This window comes from Nocardia violaceofusca NBRC 14427 (genome assembly GCF_963869435.1).
GTDB lineage: Bacteria > Actinomycetota > Actinomycetes > Mycobacteriales > Mycobacteriaceae > Nocardia > Nocardia aobensis.
Window position 1 is genome coordinate 1 of sequence record NZ_CAWMPM010000022.1, and the last position, 24,723, is coordinate 24,723.

Consider the following 24,723-nt stretch of genomic DNA (forward strand, 5'->3'; position numbering starts at 1 on the left):
CGGCGTGCACCACACCAACCAACGGATGCTCATCGGAGATACCGTCGATCAACTCGGACAACGCGTCACGATCCGACACATCACAGGCGACAACGCGCACCCCCGCACCCAACGCCACCAGCTCATCACGCAACCGCTCGGCACCAGGCGCAGCCAAACCCCGACGCGACACCAGAAGCAGATGCGTCACACCGTGATTCACCACCAGACGCCGAGCGAGCAACGCGCCCAGCCCGCCGGTCCCGCCGGTCACCAACACCGTGCCCGATCCGAGCGCCGGGACGACCGTCGCCGCATCGTGCCGACGCAGCCGACCGACCGACCGAGCTTCGCCCCGCAGCGCGACCTCGGGTTCTTCTCCGGCCGAAAAGACGTATGTCGCAATTGTTCTCGCGCTCTGTTCCCGGACATCGTGGTTCACGTCGAGAAGCTGGAAGCGGCCCGGATGCTCGGCCTGCGCGGCCCGCACCAGCCCCCATACCGGCGCCTGCCCGAGATTCACCGGGTCGGACGCATCGATGGAGACGGCACGGTCGGTCACCACGACCAGCCGCGAGGCGGTGAGCCGCGAATCGCGCAACCACAGGTGCACGGTCTCGAGCAGCTCGGCGACGATCCGCCGAGCCGCGAGCGGCGGCGCGCCCTCGAACGTCGGGCACTTCCACAACACGATGTCCGGGACGGCGGACTCGACCGCGGCATCCAGGTCGGCGATCAGCGCCGCCGCATCGGGGTAACTCCGCACGTCCGCCGCGTTCCAGCCCACCACCGCGATGCGTTCCGGATCGACGATCCGTGTCGGCCGCGCGGCGGCGATCCACTCGACGCGCAGGAGCGATTCGGGGATCCGGTCGAGATTTCCGACCGGAGCAGCCGCGCCCATACCGGCCGGGCCACGGGAGGTTTCGAGCCAGAAGTGCCGACGATCGAAGGCATAGGTGGGCAGTTCCACCTGCCGCGGGTTCCGCCCGGCGAAGACCTCATTCCAGCGCACCGGCACTCCCCGCACGAACAGCCGTGCCGCGGCGGCCAGGATGTCGGCGGGTTCGTCCCGGTCGGCACGCAGTACGGGCACCGTGGCCGCGTCCTCGGGCAGGCAGTCGGCCGCGGCCGCCGACAGGACCGCGTCCGGCCCCACCTCGAGGAAGGTGTCCACGCCCTGCGCCCAGGCGGCGGCCGCGGCGTCGGCGAACCGGACGGGCAGGCGCACCTGATCGACCCAGTATCGCGGCGAGCACCACAGCTCGGGATCGGCCATCGCGCCGGTGACCGTGGAGATCACCGGAATTCGCGGCGGGTCGAACCGCAGGGTCTCGACCACCTCGGCGAAACGCTCCAGCATCGGTTCCATGAGTGCGGAGTGGAACGCATGGCCGACACGCAACCGTTTGACGCGCCGCCCACGCGCTCGCAGGAGCTCGGCGAGTTCGTCCACTCGCTCCGCGCGGCCCGAGATCACCACTGCCGCGGGCCCGTTCACCGCGGCCACGTCCACGCCGTCCAGACCGTCGAGCAGTTCGCCGACCTCGGAAGCACCGGCCTGTACCGCGAGCATCGCTCCGCCGGGGGGCAATTCCTGCATCAATCGGCCGCGCGCCGCCACCAGCGCGCAGGCGTCGGACAGGTTCAGCACACCGGCCACGTGCGCGGCGGCGATCTCACCGATCGAATGCCCGAACACGACCTCCGGTGTGACATCCCATGTTTCGAGGAGCCGATACAGCGCCACCTCGACCGCGAACAGCGCCGGCTGGGTCAGCCAGGTCCGGTCCAGGTCGGTTCCGGAGTCGATCGCCTCGCGCAACGAGCATCCGAGCAGTGGATCCAGGTAGGCACAGATCCGGTCGAACGCCTCCGCGAATGCCGGGAATCGCTGGTACAGCTGCTGCCCCATCGCGGTCCGCTGCGATCCCTGACCGGCGAACATGACGGCCACCCGCGCCGGCTCCGCGACGCCGGTGGCGATTCCGGAACCCTGCTCACCGGCGGCCACGGTGGCCAGGCGACGCAGCATCGAGGCGTGGTCGTCTCCCAGGACCACGGCGCGATGGTCGAAGACCGCGCGGGTCGAGACCAGGGAATACGCCACATCGGCCACCGACGGGGCGGGATCGGCGATCAGGGATTCGCGCAGGCGCTCGGCCTGCGCCCGCAACGAGGTCTCCGACTTCGCCGACAGCACCCACGGAAATACCTCGGCGACATCGCTTTCCGGGCCCGCACCGGCGGCCTCGGCGGATTCGTCGGTGGGCGCCTGTTCGAGGATCACGTGCGCGTTGGTGCCGCTGATACCGAACGAGGACACCGCGGCCCGGCGGGGCCGGTCCGGTTCGGCCGGCCAATCCCGGCGCTCGGTGAGCAGTTCGACGGCGCCGGCCGACCAGTCCACGCGGGGTGTCGGCTCGTCGACGTGCAGGGTGGGCGGCATCGCGCCGTGTCGCATGGACATGATCATCTTGAGCACGCCGCCCACGCCCGCCGCGGCCACCGAATGACCGATATTGGATTTCAGCGAGCCCAGCCACAGCGGACGGTCCGGCTCGCGGCCCTGCCCGTAGGTCGACAACAGAGCCTGCGCCTCGATCGGGTCACCCAGTACGGTGCCGGTGCCGTGCGCCTCCACCACGTCGACGTCGCCGGGCGCCAGTCGCGCATCGGCCAGTGCCGCGCGGATCACCCGCTGCTGCGCGGGACCGTTCGGCACGGTCAGGCCGTTGGACGCACCGTCCTGATTGATCGCCGTGCCCCGGATCACCGCCCACACCCGATGCCCGCGCCGTCGCGCATCCGACAGTCGTTCCAGCACCAGCATTCCCGCGCCTTCGGACCATCCGGTGCCGTCCGCGGCCGCCGCGAACGACTTGCACCGTCCGTCCGGCGCGAGGCCTCGCTGCCGGGAGAACTCCACGAACATTCCGGGTGAGCCCATGACCGTCACGCCGCCGGCCAGCGCCATCGCGCACTCCCCCGAGCGCAACGCCTGTACCGCCAGATGCACCGCGACCAGCGACGAGGAACACGCGGTGTCCACCGAGACCGCCGGGCCCTCCAGCCCCAGGGCGTAGGCCACCCGGCCGGAGACGACGCTGCCGGTGGTACCGGTCAGCAGGTAGCCGCGCAGGTCGACCGGGCCGTCGTGCAGCAGATCGGCATACTCTCCGTTCGCCGCGCCGGCGAAGACGCCGGTGTCGCTGCCCCGCACCGTCGACGGGTCGATACCGGCGCGTTCCAGCGCCTCCCACGACGTCTCCAGCAGAAGTCGCTGCTGCGGGTCCATCGCCAACGCCTCACGCGGCCCGATACCGAAGAAGTCGGCGTCGAATTCCGCCGCGTCGTAGAGGAATCCACCCGATCGGGTGTACGACTTCCCGCGCGCCTCGGGGTCCGGATCGTAGAGGCCGTCCACATCCCAGCCGCGATCGACCGGGAAGTCGCCGATCGCGTCGACACCGTCCGACACCAAGCGCCACAGATCCTCCGGAGACGCCACCCCGCCCGGAAAGCGACAGCCCGCACCCACCACCGCGATGGGTTCGGATCTCCGATCCTCTATCTCTCGCAGGCGTTGACGGGTGTGGCGAAGTTCGACGGTCAGCCGCTTCAGGTAATCGAGGTGCTTGGTGTCGTCGGCCATCTGAATAACCCAGAATCTTTCTACGCTAACGGAATTCGAGCCTGGAACCGGTGCTCAGGCATCCAGTTCCCGGTCGAGAATCGCAAAGAGCTCCGCTTCGGAAGCGTTTTCCACATCGTCTTCGGGCACGCCGCCGCCGGGGTCGGTTCGAGCCGCCCAACTCGCGGCGACGGACTGCAGCCGAGCCACGATCCGCCGCTTCTGCTCGTCGTCCCAATTGCCCAGTGCCAGCGCGGATTCCAAGTCGTCGAACACGGCGTCGGCCGGGCGTGGCCGCACGTCCACGGGCGCACCGGCCAGTTGTGCGTGCAGATGGCCGGCGAGCGCCTTCGGGGTCGGATAGTCGAAAACCACTGCGGCCGACAGCGACAGGCCGGTGACAGATTTGAGCCGGTTGCGCAACTCGACCGCGCCGAGCGAATCGAACCCCAGATCCTGGAAGGTGCGCTCGGGTGCGATCGCGGCCGCACCGTTGAGCCCGAGCACGGCCGCGATGTGGTCGCGCACGGTCTCGAGCACCATCTGCCGTTGCCGATCGGCGTCGAGTCCCGTAAGCCGCTGCGGCAGTGGGGCGACCGCCGATGCGACTTCCTTCGGGGGGCGCGGGGCCGGCGGGGCCAGCGTCCGCAGCACCGGCGGCAGCATGCCGGCAGCGGCCCGGGCCCGGATCGCGGCGGTGTCCAGCGCCACGATCACCGGATGGGCCGTGCCGCGCGCGAGCGCCGCATCCCATCCGGCCAGCGCGGCCTCGTCCGAGAGGGCGGTGAATCCGGCCCGGTTCATCCGCGCCACATCGCTCGCGTCGAGGTGTCCGGCCATACCGCTCGTGCGCGCCCACGGGCCCCACACCACCGACTGGGCGGCCAGCCCACGGGCCCGGCGATGGGCCGTCAGACCGTCGAGGAAGGTGTTCGCGGCGGCGTAGTTGCCCTGTCCCGGGCCTCCCACCGTGCCGGACACCGACGAGAACACCACGAACGCGGCCGGCTCGAGGTCCGCGGTCGCCTCGTGCAGGTACCAGGCGGCATCCGCCTTGGGCGCCAGCACGGTATCGATGCGCTGCGGGGTCAACGAGGCGACAACTCCGTCGTCGAGCACGCCCGCGGCATGCACCACACCCGACAGCGGCCACCGTGGCGGCACGTGGGCCCGCAGACCGGCCACGGCGCCGGCGTCGGCGACATCGCAGGCGACCACCTTCACCTGGGCGCCCGCCTGCTCCAACTCGTCGCACAACGCGGCCGCACCCGCGGCCCGCATGCCGCGGCGGCTCACCAGCAGCAGCGACCGCACCCCGTGCGCGCGCACCAGATGCCGGGCCACGACGGCGCCCACGCCACCAGTGCCGCCGGTGATCAGCACCGTGCCCGCACCGAATGCCGACGTGTCGCCGGACTGCGCGGACGCCGGAGCGGAGCGGGTGAGCCGAGCGATGTGCGGGACACCGGCGCGCACCACCACTTCGGGTTCGCCCACAGCCAGCACCGTCGAGGCGAGGTGCTCGTCGACGCCGGAGTCGGTGTCGGTGTCGGTGTCGGCCAGCATGATTCGCCCCGGATCCTCCGCCTGCGCGGACCGCACCAACCCCCACACCGCCGCACCGGCGAGATCGGTCACGTCCTCGCCCGGCAGCGCCACCGCGCCGCGGGTGACGACCACCAGGGTGCTCGACGCGAACCGGTCCCCGGCCTGCCACTGCTGCAGCACGCCGAGGACGCGGGCGACCTCGGTATGCGTGGCGGCCACGACGTCGGCGCCGGCGGTGCGCCCGGCCTCGACGACCACCACCGCGGGTATCGGCGCTTCCGGCTCCAGCCGATCCCACCACCCCACGCTCGCCTCGGCCGCCCCGGCTTCGGCCGTGGCCGGCGACCACACCAGCTCCAGCACCGGATCGGCGGCGGCCGCCGCCGCGAGCTGCGCCACCGGAGTCGCCCGCATGGTCACCGATCCCGACAGCACCGGCCGCCCGTGGCCGTCGGTGACTCGGATCGAGACCGACGATCCGCTGACGGTCAGGCGCACCCGCAGCAGCGACGCCTCGGTGGTGGACAGCGACACCGACTCCCACGAGAACGGCAACACCACCTGTCCGGCATCGATTTCGAGCACATCGGCCAGCAGACCCGCCTGCAGCGTCGCGTCGAGCAGTGCCGGGTGGATGCCGAATCCGTCGGCGCGGACACCGGTGTCCGCGTCGGCGGCGATGTCGGCGAACACCTCCTCACCGCGTCGCCACAGTGCCCGCACCCCTCGAAAGGCGGGCCCCAGGGCGTAGTCGCGCGAGAGGAATTTGCCGTAGTCGATGTCGACGGCGGCGGCCGCGGCGGGCGGCCAGATCTCCGGTGCGGGCGCAGCCGCATCCGTGGCGGACAGCAGACCCTGGGCGTGCAGCACCCACTCGCCGTCGTGGTCGTGGGCACCGCGCGAGTAGATCGAGACCGGGCGCCGCGATGAGTCGGATTCGGTTGTGCCGACGACTATTTGGATCGGCACACTGTCCGTCGCGGACAGTACCAGTGGCGCCCGGAGCGTCAGTTCGTCCACGACGGGGCAGCCCGCCTCCGCGCCGGCACGCAGGGCGAGTTCCACGAATCCGGTCCCCGGCAACAACATGACCCCGCCGATGACATGGTCGGCCAGCCACGGTTGCGCCCGCGGCGACAGCTGACCGGACAACACGAGGCCGCCGTCCGCCATCGGCAACACCGCCTCCAGCAGCGGATGATCGATCGCGCGGAAACCGGCCGATTCGCCCCCGCGGGCGCCGGGCGCGGACGGGAGCCAGTAGCGCCGACGCTGAAACGCGTAGGTGGGCAACGACACTCGCTTCACGTCCCGGCCTGCGAAGAACACGCTCCAGTCGACCTCGGCACCGGCCGTGTACATCTGCGCCAGGCAGTGCGCGAACTGCTCGACCTCGCCGCGTCCGCGACGCGCGGCCGCGACGACGGTCGGCTCCCCGTCGAGATCCTCCGGCAGGCATTGCCCGGTCATCGCCGTCAGCACAGCGTCGGGCCCGATTTCGACGAACCGCCGGACGCCCGCGGCGACCAGGGAGTCGACTCCGTCCGCGAATCGGACGGGCTCGCGCACCTGGCGCACCCAGTAGCCGGGATCGCGCACTTCCTCGCCCGCGATCCGGCCGGACACATCCGACACGAGGGGAATCCGCGGGCGCCGGTACTCCACTTCCCTTGCGACGGACTCGAATTCGGACAGCATCGGATCCATGCGGTGGGAGTGGAAGGCATGTGAGACGGTCAGCTGTGCGGTCTTGTGGCCACGGTCGGCGAACCGCGCCCGATACGCCGCCACCGCGTCCTCGTCACCGGAAATCACCACTGCGCCAGGCGAATTCACCGCCGCGACGGACACGCTCCGGTCTCCGGCGATCATCTCGGTCACCTCGGATTCGGCCGCCGCGACGGCGAGCATGGCGCCACCCGTCGGCAACTGCCCCATCAGGCGACCGCGGGCGGCGACCAGACGGCAGGCGTCCGGCAGCGACCACACACCGGCGATATACGCGGCGGCCAGCTCGCCGATCGAATGTCCGATCAGCACATCCGGTATCACGCCGAACGAGTTCAGCAGCCGGTACAGCGCGACCTCGTAGGCGAACAGTGCGGGCTGGGTGAATTCGGTGCGATCGAGAGCCGTGGAGTCCGCGCCGGTGACCATCACCTGCCGCAGCGACACTCCCAGCAGTGGATCGAACTGTGCGCAGATCTCGTCCAGGGCGGCGGCGAATGCCGGGAACGCCTCGTAGAGTTCACGTCCCATTCCGGCGCGCTGTGCGCCCTGGCCGGTGCACAGCAGCGCCGTCTTGCGGGTCACCGCCCGCCCCGTCACGACGGCCGAGCTCGCCGCACCCGATTCCGCGAGGTCGGACAGCGCCGCGCGCAACGCGTCGCGACCGTCCGCCGGCACCGCGGCCCGCCATTCGAACCGGGTGCGGGTCGTGAGCAGGGAATAGCCGAGGTCGTCGACGGTGAGGTCGGGGTGGTCGTCGACCCATCGCACGAGCGCGGCTGCCTGCCCCCGCAAGCCCTCCTCGGATTTCGCCGAGATCAGCACCGGGGTGAGGGCGGATGCGACCGCATCCTGCTCCGGGGCCGGATCCGCGGCTTCGGCAGCGGGCTCCGGTGCGGGCGCCTCCTCGACAATCACGTGCGCGTTGGTTCCGCTGGCGCCGAAGGAGGACACACCGGCGCGCCGGACCCGGCCCCCGGCCGGCCACGGCTCCGCGGCGGTCAGCAGTCGCACCGCTCCGGCCGACCAGTCGACATGCGGTGTCGGCGCATCGACATGCAATGTCGCGGGCAGCATTTCGTGCCGCAATGCCTGCACCATCTTGATCACACCGCCGACACCGGCCGCGGCCGAGGTGTGGCCGATATTCGATTTCAGCGAGCCGACCCGCAGCGGATCACCGGCCCGGTCGCGACCGTAGGCGGCGATGAGCGCCTGCGCCTCGATCGGATCGCCGAGGGTGGTGCCGGTGCCGTGCGCTTCGACCGCGTCGACATCGGCGGGTGCCAGCCCGGCGTTCGCCAGCGCCCGCGCGATCACCTTCTCCTGCGCCGGACCGTTCGGTGCGGTCAGCTGGTTGCTGGCGCCGTCCTGGTTGACCGCGCTGCCGCGCACCACCGCGAGGATGCGGTGGCCGTGGCGGCGAGCATCCGACAGTCGCTCGACGGCCAGCATGCCGAGGCCCTCGGAGAATCCGGTCCCGTTGGCCGCCGCGGCGAAGGCCTTGCACCGCGCGTCCGGGGACAGGGCCCGCTGGCGGCCGAAGGCGATCAGCAGACCGGGATCCGACATCACGGTGACCCCGCCGACCAGGGCGAGCGAGACATCGCCCTGCCGCAATGCCTGGCAGGCCAGATGCAAGGCCACCAGCGAGGACGAGCATGCGGTGTCCACCGAGAGCGCCGGCCCCTTGAATCCGAAGGTGAACGCGACGCGGCCGGAGAGCACACTGGCCGAAACCCCGAGGAACGCATGACCTTCCGTCTCGGCGGTGAGCCCCGGTGCACCGACGCGCGGCCCGTAGTCCTGGTGGATCACACCGGCGAATACGCCGGTATCGCTGCCGCGCAGCGATGCCGGGTCGAGGCCGGCGTCCTCCAGCGCCTCCCAGGCCGCTTCGAGGAACAGGCGCTGCTGCGGATCCATCGCCTCGGCCGCGCGCGGCCCGATGCCGAAAAAGGCCGCGTCGAAATCGCCTGCGGTGTCGAGGAATCCGCCTTCCCGGGTGTAGACGGTGCCCGGTGCGTCGGGATCGGTGTCGAACAGCCGCTCGAGGTCCCAGCCCCGGTCGGCCGGGAAGGGGCCGATCGCGTCGGCGCCGGCGGCGACCAGATCCCACAACCGATCCGGAGTGTCGGCGCCACCCGGATAGCGGCAGCTCATGCCGACGATCGCGATCGGTTCGCCGGCGCGGTCCTCCAAATCCCGGATCTGCTTCTTGGCGGCGCGCAAATCGCCGGTCAGCTTCCGCAGATACCGGCTGAGCCGTTCCTCGTTGCTCGTATCGGGGGTGCTCATGCGGGGCCAAACTCCTCGTCGATCAGGTCGAACAGCTCACTGTCGGAAGTGAATTCGAGGTCGTCGTAGTCACCGTCCGACGACGTGCCCCCCAGAAAACCGCGCAGGCGCTCGCTGACGCCCCGCAGGCCGGCCACGGTCCGGTCGCTGTCGTCACCGCCGGTGATGATGCGCTCGAGCAGCGCCTCGAGCCGCGCGATGTCGTCGGGCGCCGCCGCCGAGGTCGGCGACTGCGGCGCCGTCACGGTGGTTTGCGCCAGCAGATAGTCGGCGACTTCGGCCGCCGTCGGATAGTCGAAGACCAGGGTCGAGGGCAGCGACAGCCCCGTCGCCTTCGACAGCCGGTTGCGGAACTCCACGCCGCCGAGCGAATCGAAGCCGAGTTCGCTGAAACCGCGGTCGGCCCCGATATCGTCGGCCGAGCCGTAACCCAGTACCGCCGCGACGTTCTCGCGCACGAGATCGAGAACGACGCCGCGCCGCTTCTCCTCCGCGACCCCGTGCAGACGCTCCCCGAGCGAGACGTCACCGCGCGAGGCGGTGGCCGTCCGGCCGGACGTGCGCACGAATCCGCGCAGCACCGCCGGTATCGAGCCGGTATGGGCCTGCATGCGCAGCGTGTCGGTGTCCAAGTGCACCAGCACCGGCGCCGGCTCGGGCGCGGTGAGCGATTCGTCGAACAATCGCAGCCCCTCGGCACGGTCCAGCGGAGCCAGACCCAGACGTTCCAGCCGCGCCAGCGCGGTGCGGTCCAGCACCCCGGTCATGCCGATGTCCTGCTGCCACGGCCCCCAGGCGAGTGACAGGGCCGGCAATCCCTCGGCGCGGCGCCGGACCGCCAGGGCGTCCAGGAAGCTGTTGGCGGCGGCGTAATTCGCCTGTCCGGCCGAGCCGATCGACCCGGCGATCGACGAGAACAGCACGAACGCGGACAGATCCATGTCGCGGGTGAGTTCGTGCAGATGCCACGCCGCCTCGGCCTTGGCCGCGAGCACCCGGCCGACGCCCGCGTCGGTGAGGGTATGGAACGCGCTGTCGTCGAGAACGCCCGCGGTGTGGACGACGCCGGTGAGCGGATGGTCGCGCGTGTCGTCGGTCAGCAGATCACGCAGTGCGGCACGGTCGCTCACATCGCACGCGGCGATCCGCACCTGCGCGCCGAGCCCGGACAGTTCCGCCGACAGTTCCGCCGCCCCGTCCGCACGGTCACCACGCCGGGAGACCAGCAGCAGTCGCCGCACCCCGTATGCGGTGACGAGATGCCGCGCCAGCAGGGCACCCAGTCCTCCGGTCCCACCGGTGATCAGGACCGTGCCGGCGCCGAACGACACCGTCTCGGCCGGGTGCGCGGACAGCGGCTCGAGCCGCGGCGCCAGGAAGCGATCGCCGCGAACCGCCAGCTGCGGCTCACCGGTGGCGATCGCAACCCGGACCGATTCGGCCGAAATCGCCGTTTCATCCGTATCGAGCAGCACGATCCGTCCGGGATATTCGGTTTGGGCGCTCCGGATCAATCCCCACACCGCCGCCGCCGCGGCGTCGGGGATCTCGCCGGGCAGCGTCGCCGCACGGGCGGTCACCACGACCAGCTGCGACGGTGCGACACGCTCGTCGGCCAGCCACTCGCGTACCACCCGCAGCGCGCTCTTCACCCGATCGCCCGTGGCCTGTGGTGAATCACTCTGCACCACAGCATGTTCGGACCACACCACCACGTCGGGAGCCGTCGCACGGGCGGCGAGCGCCGCCTGATCCGGATAACGCTCCTCGATACCCGACATCCCCGCCGCGCCCAGCAGGACAGTACTTCCGAGCGGTGCCGCCACCGGGACATCGACTGCCGTCCATCGCATTCCGTATCGCGCGGCTCGCCCGCCCGAGAGCGTGGCCCGGAACTGCTGGACGTCGTAGGAGCGCATGACCACCTCGTCGATGGTCACCACCGCATTGCCGTCCCGGTCGACGGCCACCACGCTGATCGCCTCGCTGCTGCGCTGAACCGCCATCACCCGCAGGGAGCCGACCGGCGCGGTGCGATGGATCTGCGTTGCGCCCCAGCGGAACAGAAGTTTGCCCTCGGCCGGATTGCCCTGGTGATCCGGCCAGATCAGGCAGGCGAGCCCGGCATGCATGACCATGTCGAACAGCGCCGGATGCAGCCGGAACCGCTCGGCGGGAACCTCCCCGTCCAACGCGACCTCGGAGAAGACGGTGTCCCCGCTGCGCCAGGCCGCCTCGACACCGAGGAACGCCGGACCGTATTCCAGTCCGGCGGCCCGCGCCACCTGCGCCGGAATCCAGTCGGTGTCCACCGGTTCGGCGTCGGCGGGCGGCCACGGCTCGGTGCGCAGCATGTCCACGAGTCCGATGTCGGTGAGCTGCTCGGCGCTCAGCACGCCGCTGGCGTTCCTGGACCACTCGCGATCGGGCGCCTCGGCCAGGCGGTAGTGGACTGTGAACGAACGGCGTCCGGTGGCGTCCGGTTCCCGCACCAGCACCTGGAGTTCGACCTCGCCGTCGGCAGGGGGCAGGATCGGCGCCTCGAGCGTCAACTCCTCCACCGCGGCACAGCCGATGCGCTCACCGGCGACCAGCAGCATCTCCATCAGCGCGGCGCTCGGTACGAGCACGACACCGTAGGTGGTGTGGTCGGCGAGCCACGGGTGGGTGCGCTGCGCGAGCCGACCGGTGAACAGCCATTCGTCGCGGTCGGCCACCCGCACCACCTCGGTGAGCAGCGGATGCTCCGATGCGGCCGCACGATCCGCACGCGCCGGCTCGAGCCAGTACCGGCGATGGTCGAACGCGTAGGTGGGCAACGGGATTCGGGACACCCGGCGGCCCGCGAACAGCTGATTCCAGTCCACGGCCAGTCCGGCGGTGTGGGCATGGGCGAGCATCGTCAGGAACTGCTCGACCTCGTCGTGGTCCCGGCGGGCCGCCGCGGCGACCACGGACCGCTGCTCGACCTCCGCGGTCAGCGTCTGCCGCGTCATCGCCGCCAGCACCGCGTCGGGCCCGATTTCGAGGAACCGGCGCGCACCCGCGGCCACCAGTGCGGCGACACCCGGCGCGAACCGGACCGCGGCACGCACCTGCGACGTCCAATAGCCCGGGTCCACGATCTCGTCGCCGGCGACGGCACCGGAAACATTCGACACCAACGGGATTCGCGGCGCACGGAAGGTGGCCCCGTCCGCGACGGCACGGAATTCGGCCAGCATCGGCTCCATCCGAGCGGAATGGAACGCGTGCGACACCCGCAGACGACTGGTCTTGCGTCCCTCGCCGGAGAACTGCCGATCGAGCTGCGCGACGACGTCCTCGTCACCCGAAACCACCACGGCGCCGGGAGAATTCACCGCGGCCAGCGACACCCGGTCACCGAATGCCTCGAGCGCCGTGACCACGTCGGTTTCGGGCGCGGCGATCGCCAGCATCGCCCCGCCCGGCGGCAGCGCGTCCATCAACCGGCCGCGCGCCGCCACCAGTGTGCAGGCATCGTCGAGCGACCACACCCCGGCGACATACGCGGCGGCCAGTTCACCGATCGAATGCCCGATCAGCAGATCGGGGACCACGCCGAACGACTCGACGAGCCGGTACAGCGCCACCTCGAACGCGAACAGGGCCGGCTGCGTCAGCCGGGTCCGATCCAATACCCCGTCCGATGCGGCCGCGTCCCGATCGTCCGCACGACCGGTGAACATCACCTGCCGCAGCGAACATCCCAGCAACGGATCGAATCGGGCACAGACCTCGTCCAGCGCCGCGGCGAAGACCGGGAACGCCGCGGCCAGTCCGGCGCCCATACCGGCGCGCTGCGCGCCCTGACCGGTGAACAGGAATGCGGTCTTTCCGGCGCGCGGCGAGCCGGAAACCACTGCCGGAGTGATGTTTCCGGCCGCGAGCCGGGTCAGCGCGGTGAGCATTTCGTCGCGCTCACCGCCGAGCACCACCGCCCGGAACTCGTGATGCGTACGGGTGGTGAGCAGCGAATAGGCCACGTCCACGGGGTCGGCGCCGGCGTGGTCGTCCAGCCACTGCCGCAGTTTCGCCGCCTGTGCTCCGAGCGCGGTCTCGCTCCTGGCCGACACCAGCCAGGGCATCGGCAGGTCCGGGCCGGCGGCGACCGGCGCCGAGACCGGCGGACGCGGGGCGGGTGCCTCCTCGATGATCAAGTGGGCGTTCGTGCCGCTGACACCGAAGGAGGAGACGCCCGCCCGCCGAACGCTCTTCCCGGCACGCCAGGGTTCCGCACGGGACAGCAGACGCACGTCTCCCGCAGACCAATCCACGTGCGGCGACGGGGTTTCCGCGTGCAGGGTCGGTGGCAGAGTTTCGTGGCGCAGCGCCTGCACCATCTTGATCACGCCACCGACACCGGCGGCCGCGACGGTATGACCGATATTCGACTTGATCGAACCGATGCGCAGCGGCTCGCGGTCCCCACGGTCGCGACCATAGGCGGCTATCAACGCGTTGGCCTCGATCGGATCACCGAGTGGCGTGCCGGTCCCGTGTGCCTCCACCGCGTCCACATCGGCGGGTGTGAGGCCGGCGGCCGCGAGGGCCTGGCCGATCACTCGCTCCTGCGAGGGGCCGTTCGGCGCGGTCAGGCCGTTGCTCGCACCGTCCTGGTTGACCGCGCTGCCCCGGATCACCGCCAGGATCTCGTGACCCTGCCGCCACGCATCCGACAACCGCTCCAGCACCAGGACGCCGACACCCTCGGAGAACGCGACACCGTCGGCCGCGGCGGAGAACGCCTTGCACCGGCCGTCCGGTGACAGGCCGCGCTGCCGCGCGAAATCGACGGAGAGATAAGGAGTGGCCGCCACGGTCACACCGCCCGCCAGCGCCAGCGACGTTTCGCCCTGACGCAGCGCCTGGCACGCCAGATGCAACGCCACCAGCGACGATGAGCAGGCGGTGTCGATCGTGACCGCCGGCCCCTCCAACCCGAAGACGTAGGCGACGCGCCCGGAGACCACGCTGTGGGTGGTGCCGGTCAGCCGGAAACCCTCCAGATCGCCGGTCACGTGATCGACATAGCCCGAGGCGCAGGCGCCCGCGAAGACACCGGTATCGCTGCCGCGCAACGTCATCGGGTCGATGCCGGAGTGTTCCAGCGCTTCCCAGGACGTTTCCAGCAGCAGCCGCTGCTGCGGGTCCATCGCCAGTGCCTCACGCGGGCTGATGCCGAAGAATCCGGCGTCGAAATCGCCTGCGGCGCCGAGGAATCCACCACCGCGGCTGTATACGGTGCCGGGCTTGTCGGGATCCGGGTCGATCAGCCGCGCCAGGTCCCACCCGCGATCGTCCGGGAATTCGGTGGTGGCATCGGTTCCCGAGGACACGAGATCCCACAACTGTTCGGGGCTGTCGGCACCACCCGGGAATCGGCAGCTCATGCCGACGATCGCGATGGGTTCGTCCGCGCGGGCCCGCCGGGGCGCGTGGACCGGGCGGGCGGAGTCGGTGCCCTCGATCTTGGCGCGCAGCAGGGCGGCGACCGCGTCGGCGGTCGGGTGATCGAAGACCAGGGTCGACGGCAGCTGCACGCCGGTGGCCTTCGACAGCCGGTTGCGGAATTCCACGCCGCCGAGCGAATCGAATCCCAGGGCGTCGAAACGCGCCCCGGGGTCGACGTCCGCGGCGGACGGGTGCCCGAGCACGGCGGCCGCGTGTTCGCGGACCAACTCGAGCACCACCTCCGCGCGGGCGCTGTCGGGAACCTCGCTCAGGCGGGCGGCCAACGCGCCGGATGCGGCTGCGGGCCGGTCGGTGGTCCGTTCCGCGGTCCGGGGCAGGAAGCCGCGCAGCGCCGCGGGCACCACACCGTGGCGGGCTTCGCGCCGCAGCTGCGCCGGATCGAACCGCATCGCCACCGCGTGCGCGTCCCCGCGACCGATGGCGGCGTCGAACAGTCGCAGACCTTCGGCATCGCCGAGCGGGTGCAGGCCGAGCCGCTCCCAGCGTGCGACCGCGCTGCGGTCGAGGTCGCCGGTCATACCGCCGGCGGAATTCCACGGTCCCCACGCCAGCGACACCGCGGGCAGCCCCGCGGCCCGCCGGGCGTGGGCCAGCGCGTCGAGACAGGAGTTGGCGGCGGCGTAGTTCGCCTGGCCGGCCGATCCGATCGTCGCGGCGACGGAGGAGAACAGCACGAATGCCGTCAGGTCACTGGTGAGTTCGTGCAGGTGGTGGGCGGCGGCGGCCTTCGCGTCGAATACCCGCCGCAGCTGTTCGGCGTCCAGTCCGGCCAGGGTGGCGTCGTCGAGCACACCGGCCGTGTGGATGACCGCGGTCAGCGGATGCTCGGGCACGATCGAGCCGAGCAGCCCGCGCACGGCCGCCCGATCGCCGACGTCACAGGCCGCCACCTCGACGGTGGCGCCGGCTTCCGCGAGTTCGGCGGCCAATTCCGTTGCACCGGGGGCATTCTCGCCTCGCCGCGAGACCAGCAGCAGCCGACGGACGCCGTGCGCGGAGACCAGGTGACGGGCGACAAGCGCACCGAGACCACCGGTGCCACCGGTGATCAGAACGGTGCCGTCGCCGAACGCGGGCTCCTGCCGGTACTCGTCGCGCACCCGCGCCAGCCTGGGCACGAGTACCGCTCCGCGTCGCGCCGCGACCTGAGGCTCGTCGGCCGCGAGCACCGCATCGAGGACCGTCCGAACGTCCCGGTCGGCGACCGAGTCGTCGGCGTCGACGAGGACGAACCGGCCCGGATATTCGGACTGGGCGCTGCGGATCAGCCCCCGGACGGCAGCGGCGGCGGAATCCGGTGTCTCGCCCGGCAGCGCGGCGCCGTTGGCCGTCGTCACGATCAACCGGGTCCCGGCCAGGCGTTCTTCGGTCAACCAGGACTGCACCGTGGCCAGCACCGACTCCAGGTGCGTGCGGACGGCCGCCGGGTCGCCGGATGCGGATCCGATATCCGGCCGCCAGACGACGGTTTCCGGAATCGGCTGTGCGGCAGCGACTTCCGCGGGCGTCGCATAGCACGCGTCGATGCCGGCGAGCGGCTCGGAACCGAGTACGGCCATCCGGTTCGCGGACACGATCGTCGGCGCCGCCATGGGCGTCCACTGCAGCTCGTAGAGACCGGCGTCGTCCGCGGTCATGGTGCCGCGCAGCTGTCGCACGTCGTAGGGCCGCATGACGACCGCGTCGACGGAGACGACCGGCCGGCCCGAATCGTCCACGGTCGCCACCGAGATCGTCTCCGGCCCGGAGGCAACCGCGATGACACGCAACCGCGTCGCCTTGACCAGCGGCTGATGCAACCGCGCACCACCCCAGCGGAACAACAGCCGGCCGGTGTCCGGGTCGCCGTCCTGATCGCGCCAGACGAGTCCGGCCAGGCCGGCGTGCATCACCAGATCGAGCAGCGCCGGATGCAGATCGAACCGTTCCGGATCGGATGCGGCCACGGTGTCCAGGGCGATCTCGGACAAGACCGTCCCGTCCCGCTGCCACGCGGCCTCGACCCCGAGGAATGCCGGACCGTACTCGAGGCCGGATCCGGTGGCGATCTGCTCGGGAATCCATGCGGTATCGAGTGTTTCGGCGTCGGCGGGGGGCCACGGCTCGTCACGCAGGCGGTCCAGCAGCGCGTCACCGCCCTCCCACGCGGGGGCCAGCACGCCGCTGGCATTGCGCACCCACTCCCCCGCTCGCCGGAAGTGGAAGACGAACGACCGTCGCCCGCTCGGATCCGGCTCCCGCACCGACACCTGGAGTTCGACCTCGTCGTCACCCGACGGCAGGATCGGCGCCTCCAGGGTGAGCTCGTCGAGGACACCGCAGCCGATACGGCCGCCCGCGACCAGCAGGAATTCCACGAGGGTCGCGCTCGGCAACACGACGGTTCCGTAGGTCATGTGGTCGGCCACCCAGGGATCCGACGACAGCGAGAACCGGCCGGTGAAAACGAATTCGTCCGTACCGGCCACCGGCACCACGCCGGTGAGCAGCGGGTGGGCCGAGGGGTCGCCGGCGGTCTCCCGCGGCGGCAACCAGAAGCGCTGGTGACGGAAAGCGTAGGTGGGCAGCGGAACTCGACGTCGCGACCGGTGCCCGAACAGGGGCATCCAATCCACTCGCGCGCCCGCGACGTGCGCGTGCGCCAGCATGGTCAGCAACTGCCGGATTTCGTCGTGATCGCGGCGCGCGGCGGCGGCCACCGTGGAGTCCGCGGTCTCCGGCAGGCTCCGGCGGGTCAGCGCCGCCAGCACCGCATCCGGTCCCAGCTCCAGGAATCGGCGCACGCCCGAGGCGGCCAGCGTCTCGATCCCCGGCGCGAATCGCACCGCGGCCCGCACCTGCCGCACCCAGTACGCCGGTTCCAGTATGTCGTCCCCGGCGAGCTGACCGGAGACGTTCGACACCATCGGCAGCCGGGGCCGATGGTAGGTCAATTCCGCTGCTACCGACTCGAATTCGGCCAGCATCGGGTCCATCCGATGTGAGTGGAAGGCATGGCCGACGCGCAACCGCGTCGTCTTCGCGCCCCGCTCGGCGAATCGCGCCTCGATCCGCTCGATCGCCTCCTCGTCCCCCGAAACCACCAGGGCTCCAGGCGCGTTCACGGCGGCAACCGAGACCCGGCCCGGATGCTCGGCAACGGCGTCGTTCACCTCCGCCTCGGTCGCCGCGACCGCCAACATCGCGCCACCGGCGGGCAGCGCGCCCATGAGCCGGCCCCGCGCCGCCACCAACCGGCAGGCGTCCGGGAGCGACCACAGCCCCGCCAGATGCGCCGCCGCGAGTTCGCCGATGGAATGGCCGATCAGCACATCCGCTGTGACACCGAACGATTCGAGCAGGCGAAACATCGCCACCTCGAAGGCGAACAGGGCCGGCTGAGTGAACTCGGTACGATCCAGCAGCGCGGCGTCGCCGAACATGACCTCCCGCAGCGAACGGTTCAGCATCGGGTCGAACTGCGCGCACACCGAATCCAGCGCCTCGGCGAAAACCGGGAACGCCTCGTACAGGCCCGCGCCCATACCGATCCGCTGGGCGCCCTGACCGGTGAACAGGAACGCCGTCCGCCCCGAACCGGCGACGCCGTCGACGATATCGGTGCCCGGACGCGCCGCGGCGAGATCGGCCAGCCGCGCGAGCACCTCCTCCCGATCGCGGCCGAAAACCACACTGCGCGAATCCAAGTGCGCACGGTCGGTGGCCAGCGCCTGGGCGACCTCGGCGATATCGGCCTGCGGACGCTCCGACAACCAGGTGTGCAGCGTCGCCGCCTGCGCCCGCAGCCCCGCCTCCCCCTTGCCCGAGATCAGCAACGGGATGCTCGCGACGGTGGTAACCGGCTGTGCCGCAGCACTTTCGACACGCTGCGCGGCCGGCGCTTCCTCGAGGATCACGTGAGAATTGGTGCCGCTGATCCCGAACGACGACACACCGGCCCGGCGCACCCGATCGCCGGTGGGCCACCGTTCGGCGTCGGTCAGCAGCCGCACCGCACCGGTCGCCCAGTCCACGTGCGGGGACGGCGTGTCGGCGTGCAAGGTGCGTGGCAACCGCTCGTGGCGCAGTGCCTGCACCATCTTGATCACACCCGCCACACCGGCGGCGGCGACGGTATGACCGATATTCGATTTCAGGGACCCGATCCGCAACGGTTGCCCACGGTCGCGTCCGTAGGCGGCGATCAACGCCTGCGCCTCGATCGGATCACCCAGCGTGGTGCCGGTGCCGTGCGCCTCGACGGCGTCGACGTCACCGGCCGATAGTCCCGCATTGGCGAGGGCCTGCGCGATCACACGTTCCTGCGACGGACCGTTCGGGGCGGTCAGACCGTTGCTCGCACCGTCCTGGTTCACCGCACTGCCGCGGACGACGGCCACGATGTCGTGGCCGAGCCGCTGTGCGTCCGACAGTCGTTCCAGCACCAGCACGCCGGAACCCTCCGACCAGGCCACACCGTCGGCGGCGGCGGAGAACGCCTTGCACCGGCCGTCCGGTGCCAGACCGCGCTGCCGCGAGAAGTCGACGTAGAGGTAGGGACTGGCCGCGACGGTGACTCCACCGGCGAGCACCAGCGAACTGTCCCCCTGACGCAACGCCTGACAGGCCAGGTGCAACGCCACCAGCGACGACGAGCACGCGGTATCGACCGTCACCGCCGGACCTTCCAGGCCGAACACGTAGGCGACGCGGCCGGAGATGACACTGTGCGACGTGCCGGTCAGCCGGAAACCCTCCAGGTCACCGGTCACCCGTCCGGCATAGCCCGACGAGCAGGCGCCGACGAACACACCGGTATCGCTGCCGCGTAGCGAGGTCGGGTCGATACCCGCGTCCTCCAGGGCTTCCCACGATGTTTCGAGCAGCAGACGCTGTTGCGGATCCATCGCCAGCGCTTCCCGCGGGCTGATTCCGAAGAAGGCCGGATCGAAATCGGCTGCGCCATTGAGGAATCCACCATGGCGGGTGTAGACCGTACCGGGTTTTCCCGGATCCGGATCGAAGAGCCGGTCCAGGTCCCATCCGCGATCGGTGGGGAATTCGCCGATCGCATCCCGGCCCGCGTCCACCAGATCCCACAGGTCCTGCGCGGATCGCACCCCGCCGGGGAAACGGGCGCTCATGCCGACGATCGCGATCGGTTCGTCGGCGGTACCGCGCCGCGCCGCCCGACGGTGCCCGCGCTCGACGCCGGTGATCCGTTCCCGCAGCAGTGTGGCGACGGCGGTCGCGGTCGGATGGTCGAAGACGAGCGACGCCGGCAGGGGAATTCCGGTGGCCCGCGTCAACCGATTCTGAAGTTGCACGCCGCTGACGGAGTCGAAGCCGAACTCGGTGAACGGCAACGTGGGGTGGATCGCCTCGGCCGACTCGTGACCGAGGACGGCCGCGGCCTGCTCGCGAACGATGTCGAGAACGAGGGTGTCGTACTGATATTCGGGGGCGCCCCGCAGTCGCCGCGCCAGCGGTGTGTCATCCCAGGTCGCCGTCTGTTCCGCACCGTCGGCCTCGACCTCCGGAATCCGCGCGGCGGTCGCGGCGCGGGCGACCGGCGTACCGGACGCGACCGTGCGACGCTGAAACGCGTACGGCGGCAGGTCGACTCGCGTTCCCCCCGGCACCAGTGCTCGTGGCGCCACGGGCATCCCGGCGCAGAATGCCTGGGCCAGCGAGGCCAGGAACCGCTCCGGCCCGCCCTCGCCGCGGCGCAACGACCCGACGACCGCTACCTCCGCGCCCGCACCGGCCGCTTCGGCGGTCACCCCCACACCCATGGTCAGCACCGGATGCGGACTCGTCTCGACGAAACCGTCGACACCGTCGGCGATCAGCGCGGTGACGGCATCGGCGAATCGAACCGGCTCCCGCAACGACCGGTACCAGTAGTCGGCATCCAGTTCCGCGGTATCCACCCGCTCGGCGGTCACCGTGGAGAACATCGGCACCGCCCCGGAGCGCGGGCGGATGGGCGCGAGTTCCGAGAGCAGCCGCGCGCGGACCCGCTCGACCGCCTTCGAATGTGACGCGTAGTCCACCGGAATCCGGCGGGCCCACACTCCGTCCCCGGCACAGGCGGCGACGAACTCCGCCACCGCCTCGACGTCACCGGCGATCACACTCTGGGCGGGCCCGTTCACCGCGGCCATCGACAGCCGATCGCCGTACGCGGACAGGCGTTCGCGCAGCGCGTCCGCACCGAGCCCGATCGAGGCCATCCCGCCCTGCCCGGCCAGTTCCTCGGCCACCGCCCGCGACCGCAGCGCCACCACCCGCGCGGCGTCGGACAGCGACAGCCCACCGGCGATGTGGGCGGCCGCGATCTCACCCTGCGAATGACCGATCACCACATCCGGTTCCACACCGGCCGCGCGCCACATCCGCGCCAGCGAGACCATCACCGCGAACAGCACGGGTTGCACCACGTCCACCCGGTCCAGCGGGGGCGCGTCGTGCGCACCACGCAGCACGGCCGTCAGCGACCAGTCCACGTAGGGCGCCAACGCCGCGTCGCATTCGGCGATCGACTCGGCGAACGCGCCGCCCGCGTCCAGCAGGCCCAGCGCCATACCCTCCCATTGGCTTCCCTGTCCTGGGAAGACGAAGGCGATCCGCCGTGGCGCGGCGCGCCCGACAGCGGGTTCGATCGCCACCGCGGGCGCGGCCGGGTCGGCCAGGGCCGCCAAGCCCGCCAGCAGGTCGTCGCGGTCCCGGCCGACGACGCTGCCGCGCCATTCCATTCGGGCGCGCGTGGTCAGCAGGGAGAAACCCACGTCGGCCGCGGTCGGCTCCGGATGGCGCAACAGCCATTCCCGCAGCCGGGCCGCTTGCGCCCGGACGCCGCCCTCGCTCCGGGCCGAGACCACCCACGCCACCGCGCCGGTGTCGTCGTCCGCCGTGGCCGAGCCGACCTCGGGCGCCTCCTCCACGATCACGTGGGCATTCGAGCCGCCCATGCCGAACGACGACACCCCGGCCCGGCGCACCGCGGCCGCGGGCCAGTTCTCGGTATCGGTGACGACGCGTAAAGCCAACTCGCCGAGCGGAATTCGAGGATTCGGCGTCTCGAAGTTCAGGCTGGCGACCAGTTCCCGGCGGGAAAGGCAGAGCACGGTCTTGACCAGGCCCGCGATACCCGAAGCGCCCTCCAGGTGACCGATATTGGTCTTGACCGAGCCGACGGCCAGCGGGGTGTCGCGATCCGGGCCGTAGGTGTCACCGAGCGCGGCCGCCTCCACCGGATCACCGGCCGGTGTTCCCGTGCCGTGCAGTTCGACGTACTGCACCGACGGCGCGTCGACGCCCGCCGCGGTCAGCGCCGCGCGGATCGCCGCGGCTTGCGCGTCACGGCTGGGCGCGCTCAGCACACGGCGCTCGTTACCGGTGGCGACCGCACTGCCGCGGATCACGGCATGGATCCGGTCGCCGTCGGCGATGGCGCGGTCCAGCGATTTCAGCACCACCATGGCGCCGCCCTCACCCCGCACGAACCCGTCGGCTCGCGCGTCGAAGGTGTAGCAGGCGCCGAGTGCCGACTGTGCGCCGAACTGCTCGATCCGCTCGCTGCTGGTCGGCGAGAGAATCAGATTCAGACCGCCGGCCAGCGCCAGCTCACTTTCCCCGCTGCGCAGGCTCTCGCAGGCCAGATGCACCGCGACCAGCGACGACGCCTGGGCGCTGTCGACCAGGACGCTCGGGCCGCCGAAACCGAAGTAGTTCGAGACGCGGTTGGCGATGATGCCGCGGCCGACTCCCCACAGCGAGTGGCGGCCGACGCCCGGGCCACCCTGCGAGGCGAGCAGTTCGGCGAAATCGCTTCCGGTACAACCCAAGAACACGCCGTGGCGCCGGCCGTCGCTCGGCGTGGCGGTCAGGCCGGCGTCCTCGAGCGCCTCCCAGCCCAGTTCCAGTGCCAGCAGTTGCTGTGGATCGATCGCCCGCGCTTCGTTGGGCGAGATCCCGAAGAAGTCCGCGTCGAAATCTCTTGCGGTACTCAGGAAACCGGCGCGCTCGGTGATGTTCTCCCGCCCGGCCGGCGCCGCGCCGATCGCGGCGCGCCCGTCTCTGAGCAGCTGCCAATAACCGTCGAGATCGGCCGCCCCCGGCATTCTGCAGGACATACCGACGATAGCGACGGCATTTGCCGATCCGGTCACCTCTGAAATTCCTTCCTCGATGAACGCGCGAACTCGCGAACGCCCTCACCATTGCCCGGGGGGGTACGAATTCTGCTTCTATACAACGTTTTTGGACGCGTTCACGGCCCAGCGAAGAGTCCCGAACGATATATGAGCGTCCTCCACACGAAGCCGGATTCGACTCGGAGCAGACGAGGCCGTCCGCTCCGATATGCCGGATTTCGTACGGCAACCGAAGGTATGCCGGAGTGTCGAGGCGCGCGGAGAAGAGGTAGTGCCCGAGCGGGATGCGTACGCCGCATCTACGCGACGGCGCCGTGATCTATCACAAGGATCCCTTTCGGGGTTCGTACAACAGCACAGGACTCATAGTTACTGAACAGTATTTGGCCGTTCCGAGTCTTACCAGCAGTGGGAATAGTGTGATGTACGCCGCTGCCCGGCGATCGGTATCGAGGCCGAAAACCGCGCACTGCCTGCGGGTTCGCCGTGTCGGAGCCACAACCCGCCAGACCCCCGACGGAAACGAAAAAGTCCCGGAACCTTCCGGTTCCGGGACCTCTTCACTAGTAGCGGGGACAGGATTTGAACCTGCGACCTCTGGGTTATGAGCCCAGCGAGCTACCGAGCTGCTCCACCCCGCGTCGGTGAACACAACATTACACACGAGTCGACAGACGTAGCAAATCCGGTGGTCAGGACCGGTTTAGACGAGCATCGACGCGATCTCGACCGGCGGCCGCCACAGCTTCCCGCCCGCGAAATACCGGCCGGCCACGCTCGCTGACCACATCGACACCGACCGCCGAAATCTCACACACGAAGCCCGAATCGGACGAACCGGCGGCTCGATACAGAAGCCTCGCAACACCTCGAATGAGGAGAACTCGCGTGGGAAACGCGCGCGTTTCCAAAAATCAGGCCAGGAAAACGTGACCCGGACCACTATTTTCACGTGATTCACCGCACATAACGGCCACATAACGAACGACCGCAATGTCCGAACATGGCATAGCCAACCTGCATCAACGCTCGAATCCGGTTATTCGCTTCATGCAATTGTCTCTGTTATCAAGACGTGATCTGCCGAGATCTGTTCGTTATGGTCGAATGCGGCCCGGATCGAACCCGTGATGGGCATCCAGACCCGAACCGCTGCACACCGGCAACCCTGCCCCGCGGTTCGGGGATCCCCGACCTCCTGGGGGCAGGGACGCGGCGGAACATCGCCGGGCCGGCGGGCGCAGGGAGGGACACCACCATGAACAAGAACCGGAAGATCAGCAGTCGCGCCCTCGGCTTCGCCGCCGTCGCCGGCGCCCTTGTTGCCGTCCCGTTCGCAGCTTCCACCACTGCTTCGGCTGCGCCCGCCCACGACTGGGACGGTGTCGCGCAGTGCGAGAGCGGCGGCAACTGGAATATCAACACCGGTAACGGCTACTACGGCGGTCTGCAGTTCACGCAGTCCACCTGGAGCGCCAACGGTGGCAACGGCTCGCCGCAGAACGCGAGCAAGGACGAGCAGATCCGCGTCGCGGAGAACGTGCTGCAGACCCAGGGCCCCGGCGCCTGGCCGGTATGCGGCCAGTACCTGCGCTACGCGCCCGCCGAGGAGAGCCAGCCGGCCCCGGCCCCGCAGCCCGAGCCGACCGCTCCGGTGCAGCTGCCGAACGATCGCCAGGACCTGATCAACAAGGCCACCGACGCCGGCCAGCAGGCCGCGCAGCGGTTCGGTGTGGGTCACCAGTTCCAGCAGATCCTCGAGCAGAACAGCGGTCTGATCGACTCCCTGGGCCGCTGAGCCGCGGCGCGGTAGATTCCGCGCACGCTGCGACCCGAACACTTTCGGCGCTGCCATCCTCGTGATGGCAGCGCCGAAAGTCGTTCGGGGGCCGAAAGCCGTCG

Annotated in this window: 3 protein-coding genes, 1 tRNA gene and 1 pseudogene; 1 reads left to right on the plus strand and 4 read right to left on the minus strand. The window is 70.5% G+C overall.

Going from position 1 to position 24,723, the window contains the following annotated elements; all coding sequences use genetic code 11:
- The 4 genes and pseudogenes from AC5592_RS17505 to AC5592_RS17520 all read right to left on the minus strand — a co-directional run.
- Positions 1 to 3,634 (minus strand): type I polyketide synthase (locus tag AC5592_RS17505; protein ID WP_157121981.1); only part of this gene is annotated, 3,634 nt, incomplete at its 3' end.
- Positions 3,635 to 3,688: 54 nt separating this feature from the next.
- Positions 3,689 to 9,154 (minus strand): annotated as a pseudogene (locus AC5592_RS17510) (type I polyketide synthase); the annotation flags it as partial.
- A 29-nt stretch (positions 9,155 to 9,183) separates the two neighbouring features.
- Entirely contained in the window at positions 9,184 to 22,836 is a 13,653-nt protein-coding gene (locus AC5592_RS17515; RefSeq protein WP_269750195.1) for a type I polyketide synthase, read from the minus strand.
- A gap of 552 nt (positions 22,837 to 23,388) precedes the next feature.
- Positions 23,389 to 23,462 (minus strand) — tRNA-Met (locus tag AC5592_RS17520).
- A 617-nt stretch (positions 23,463 to 24,079) separates the two neighbouring features.
- On the opposite strand from AC5592_RS17520, the gene AC5592_RS17525 reads away from it, so the two are divergent.
- Positions 24,080 to 24,619, plus strand: coding sequence for a transglycosylase family protein (locus tag AC5592_RS17525; protein ID WP_036504333.1), 540 nt, complete (start codon positions 24,080 to 24,082; stop codon positions 24,617 to 24,619).
- The last annotated feature ends 104 nt before the right edge of the window (positions 24,620 to 24,723 follow it).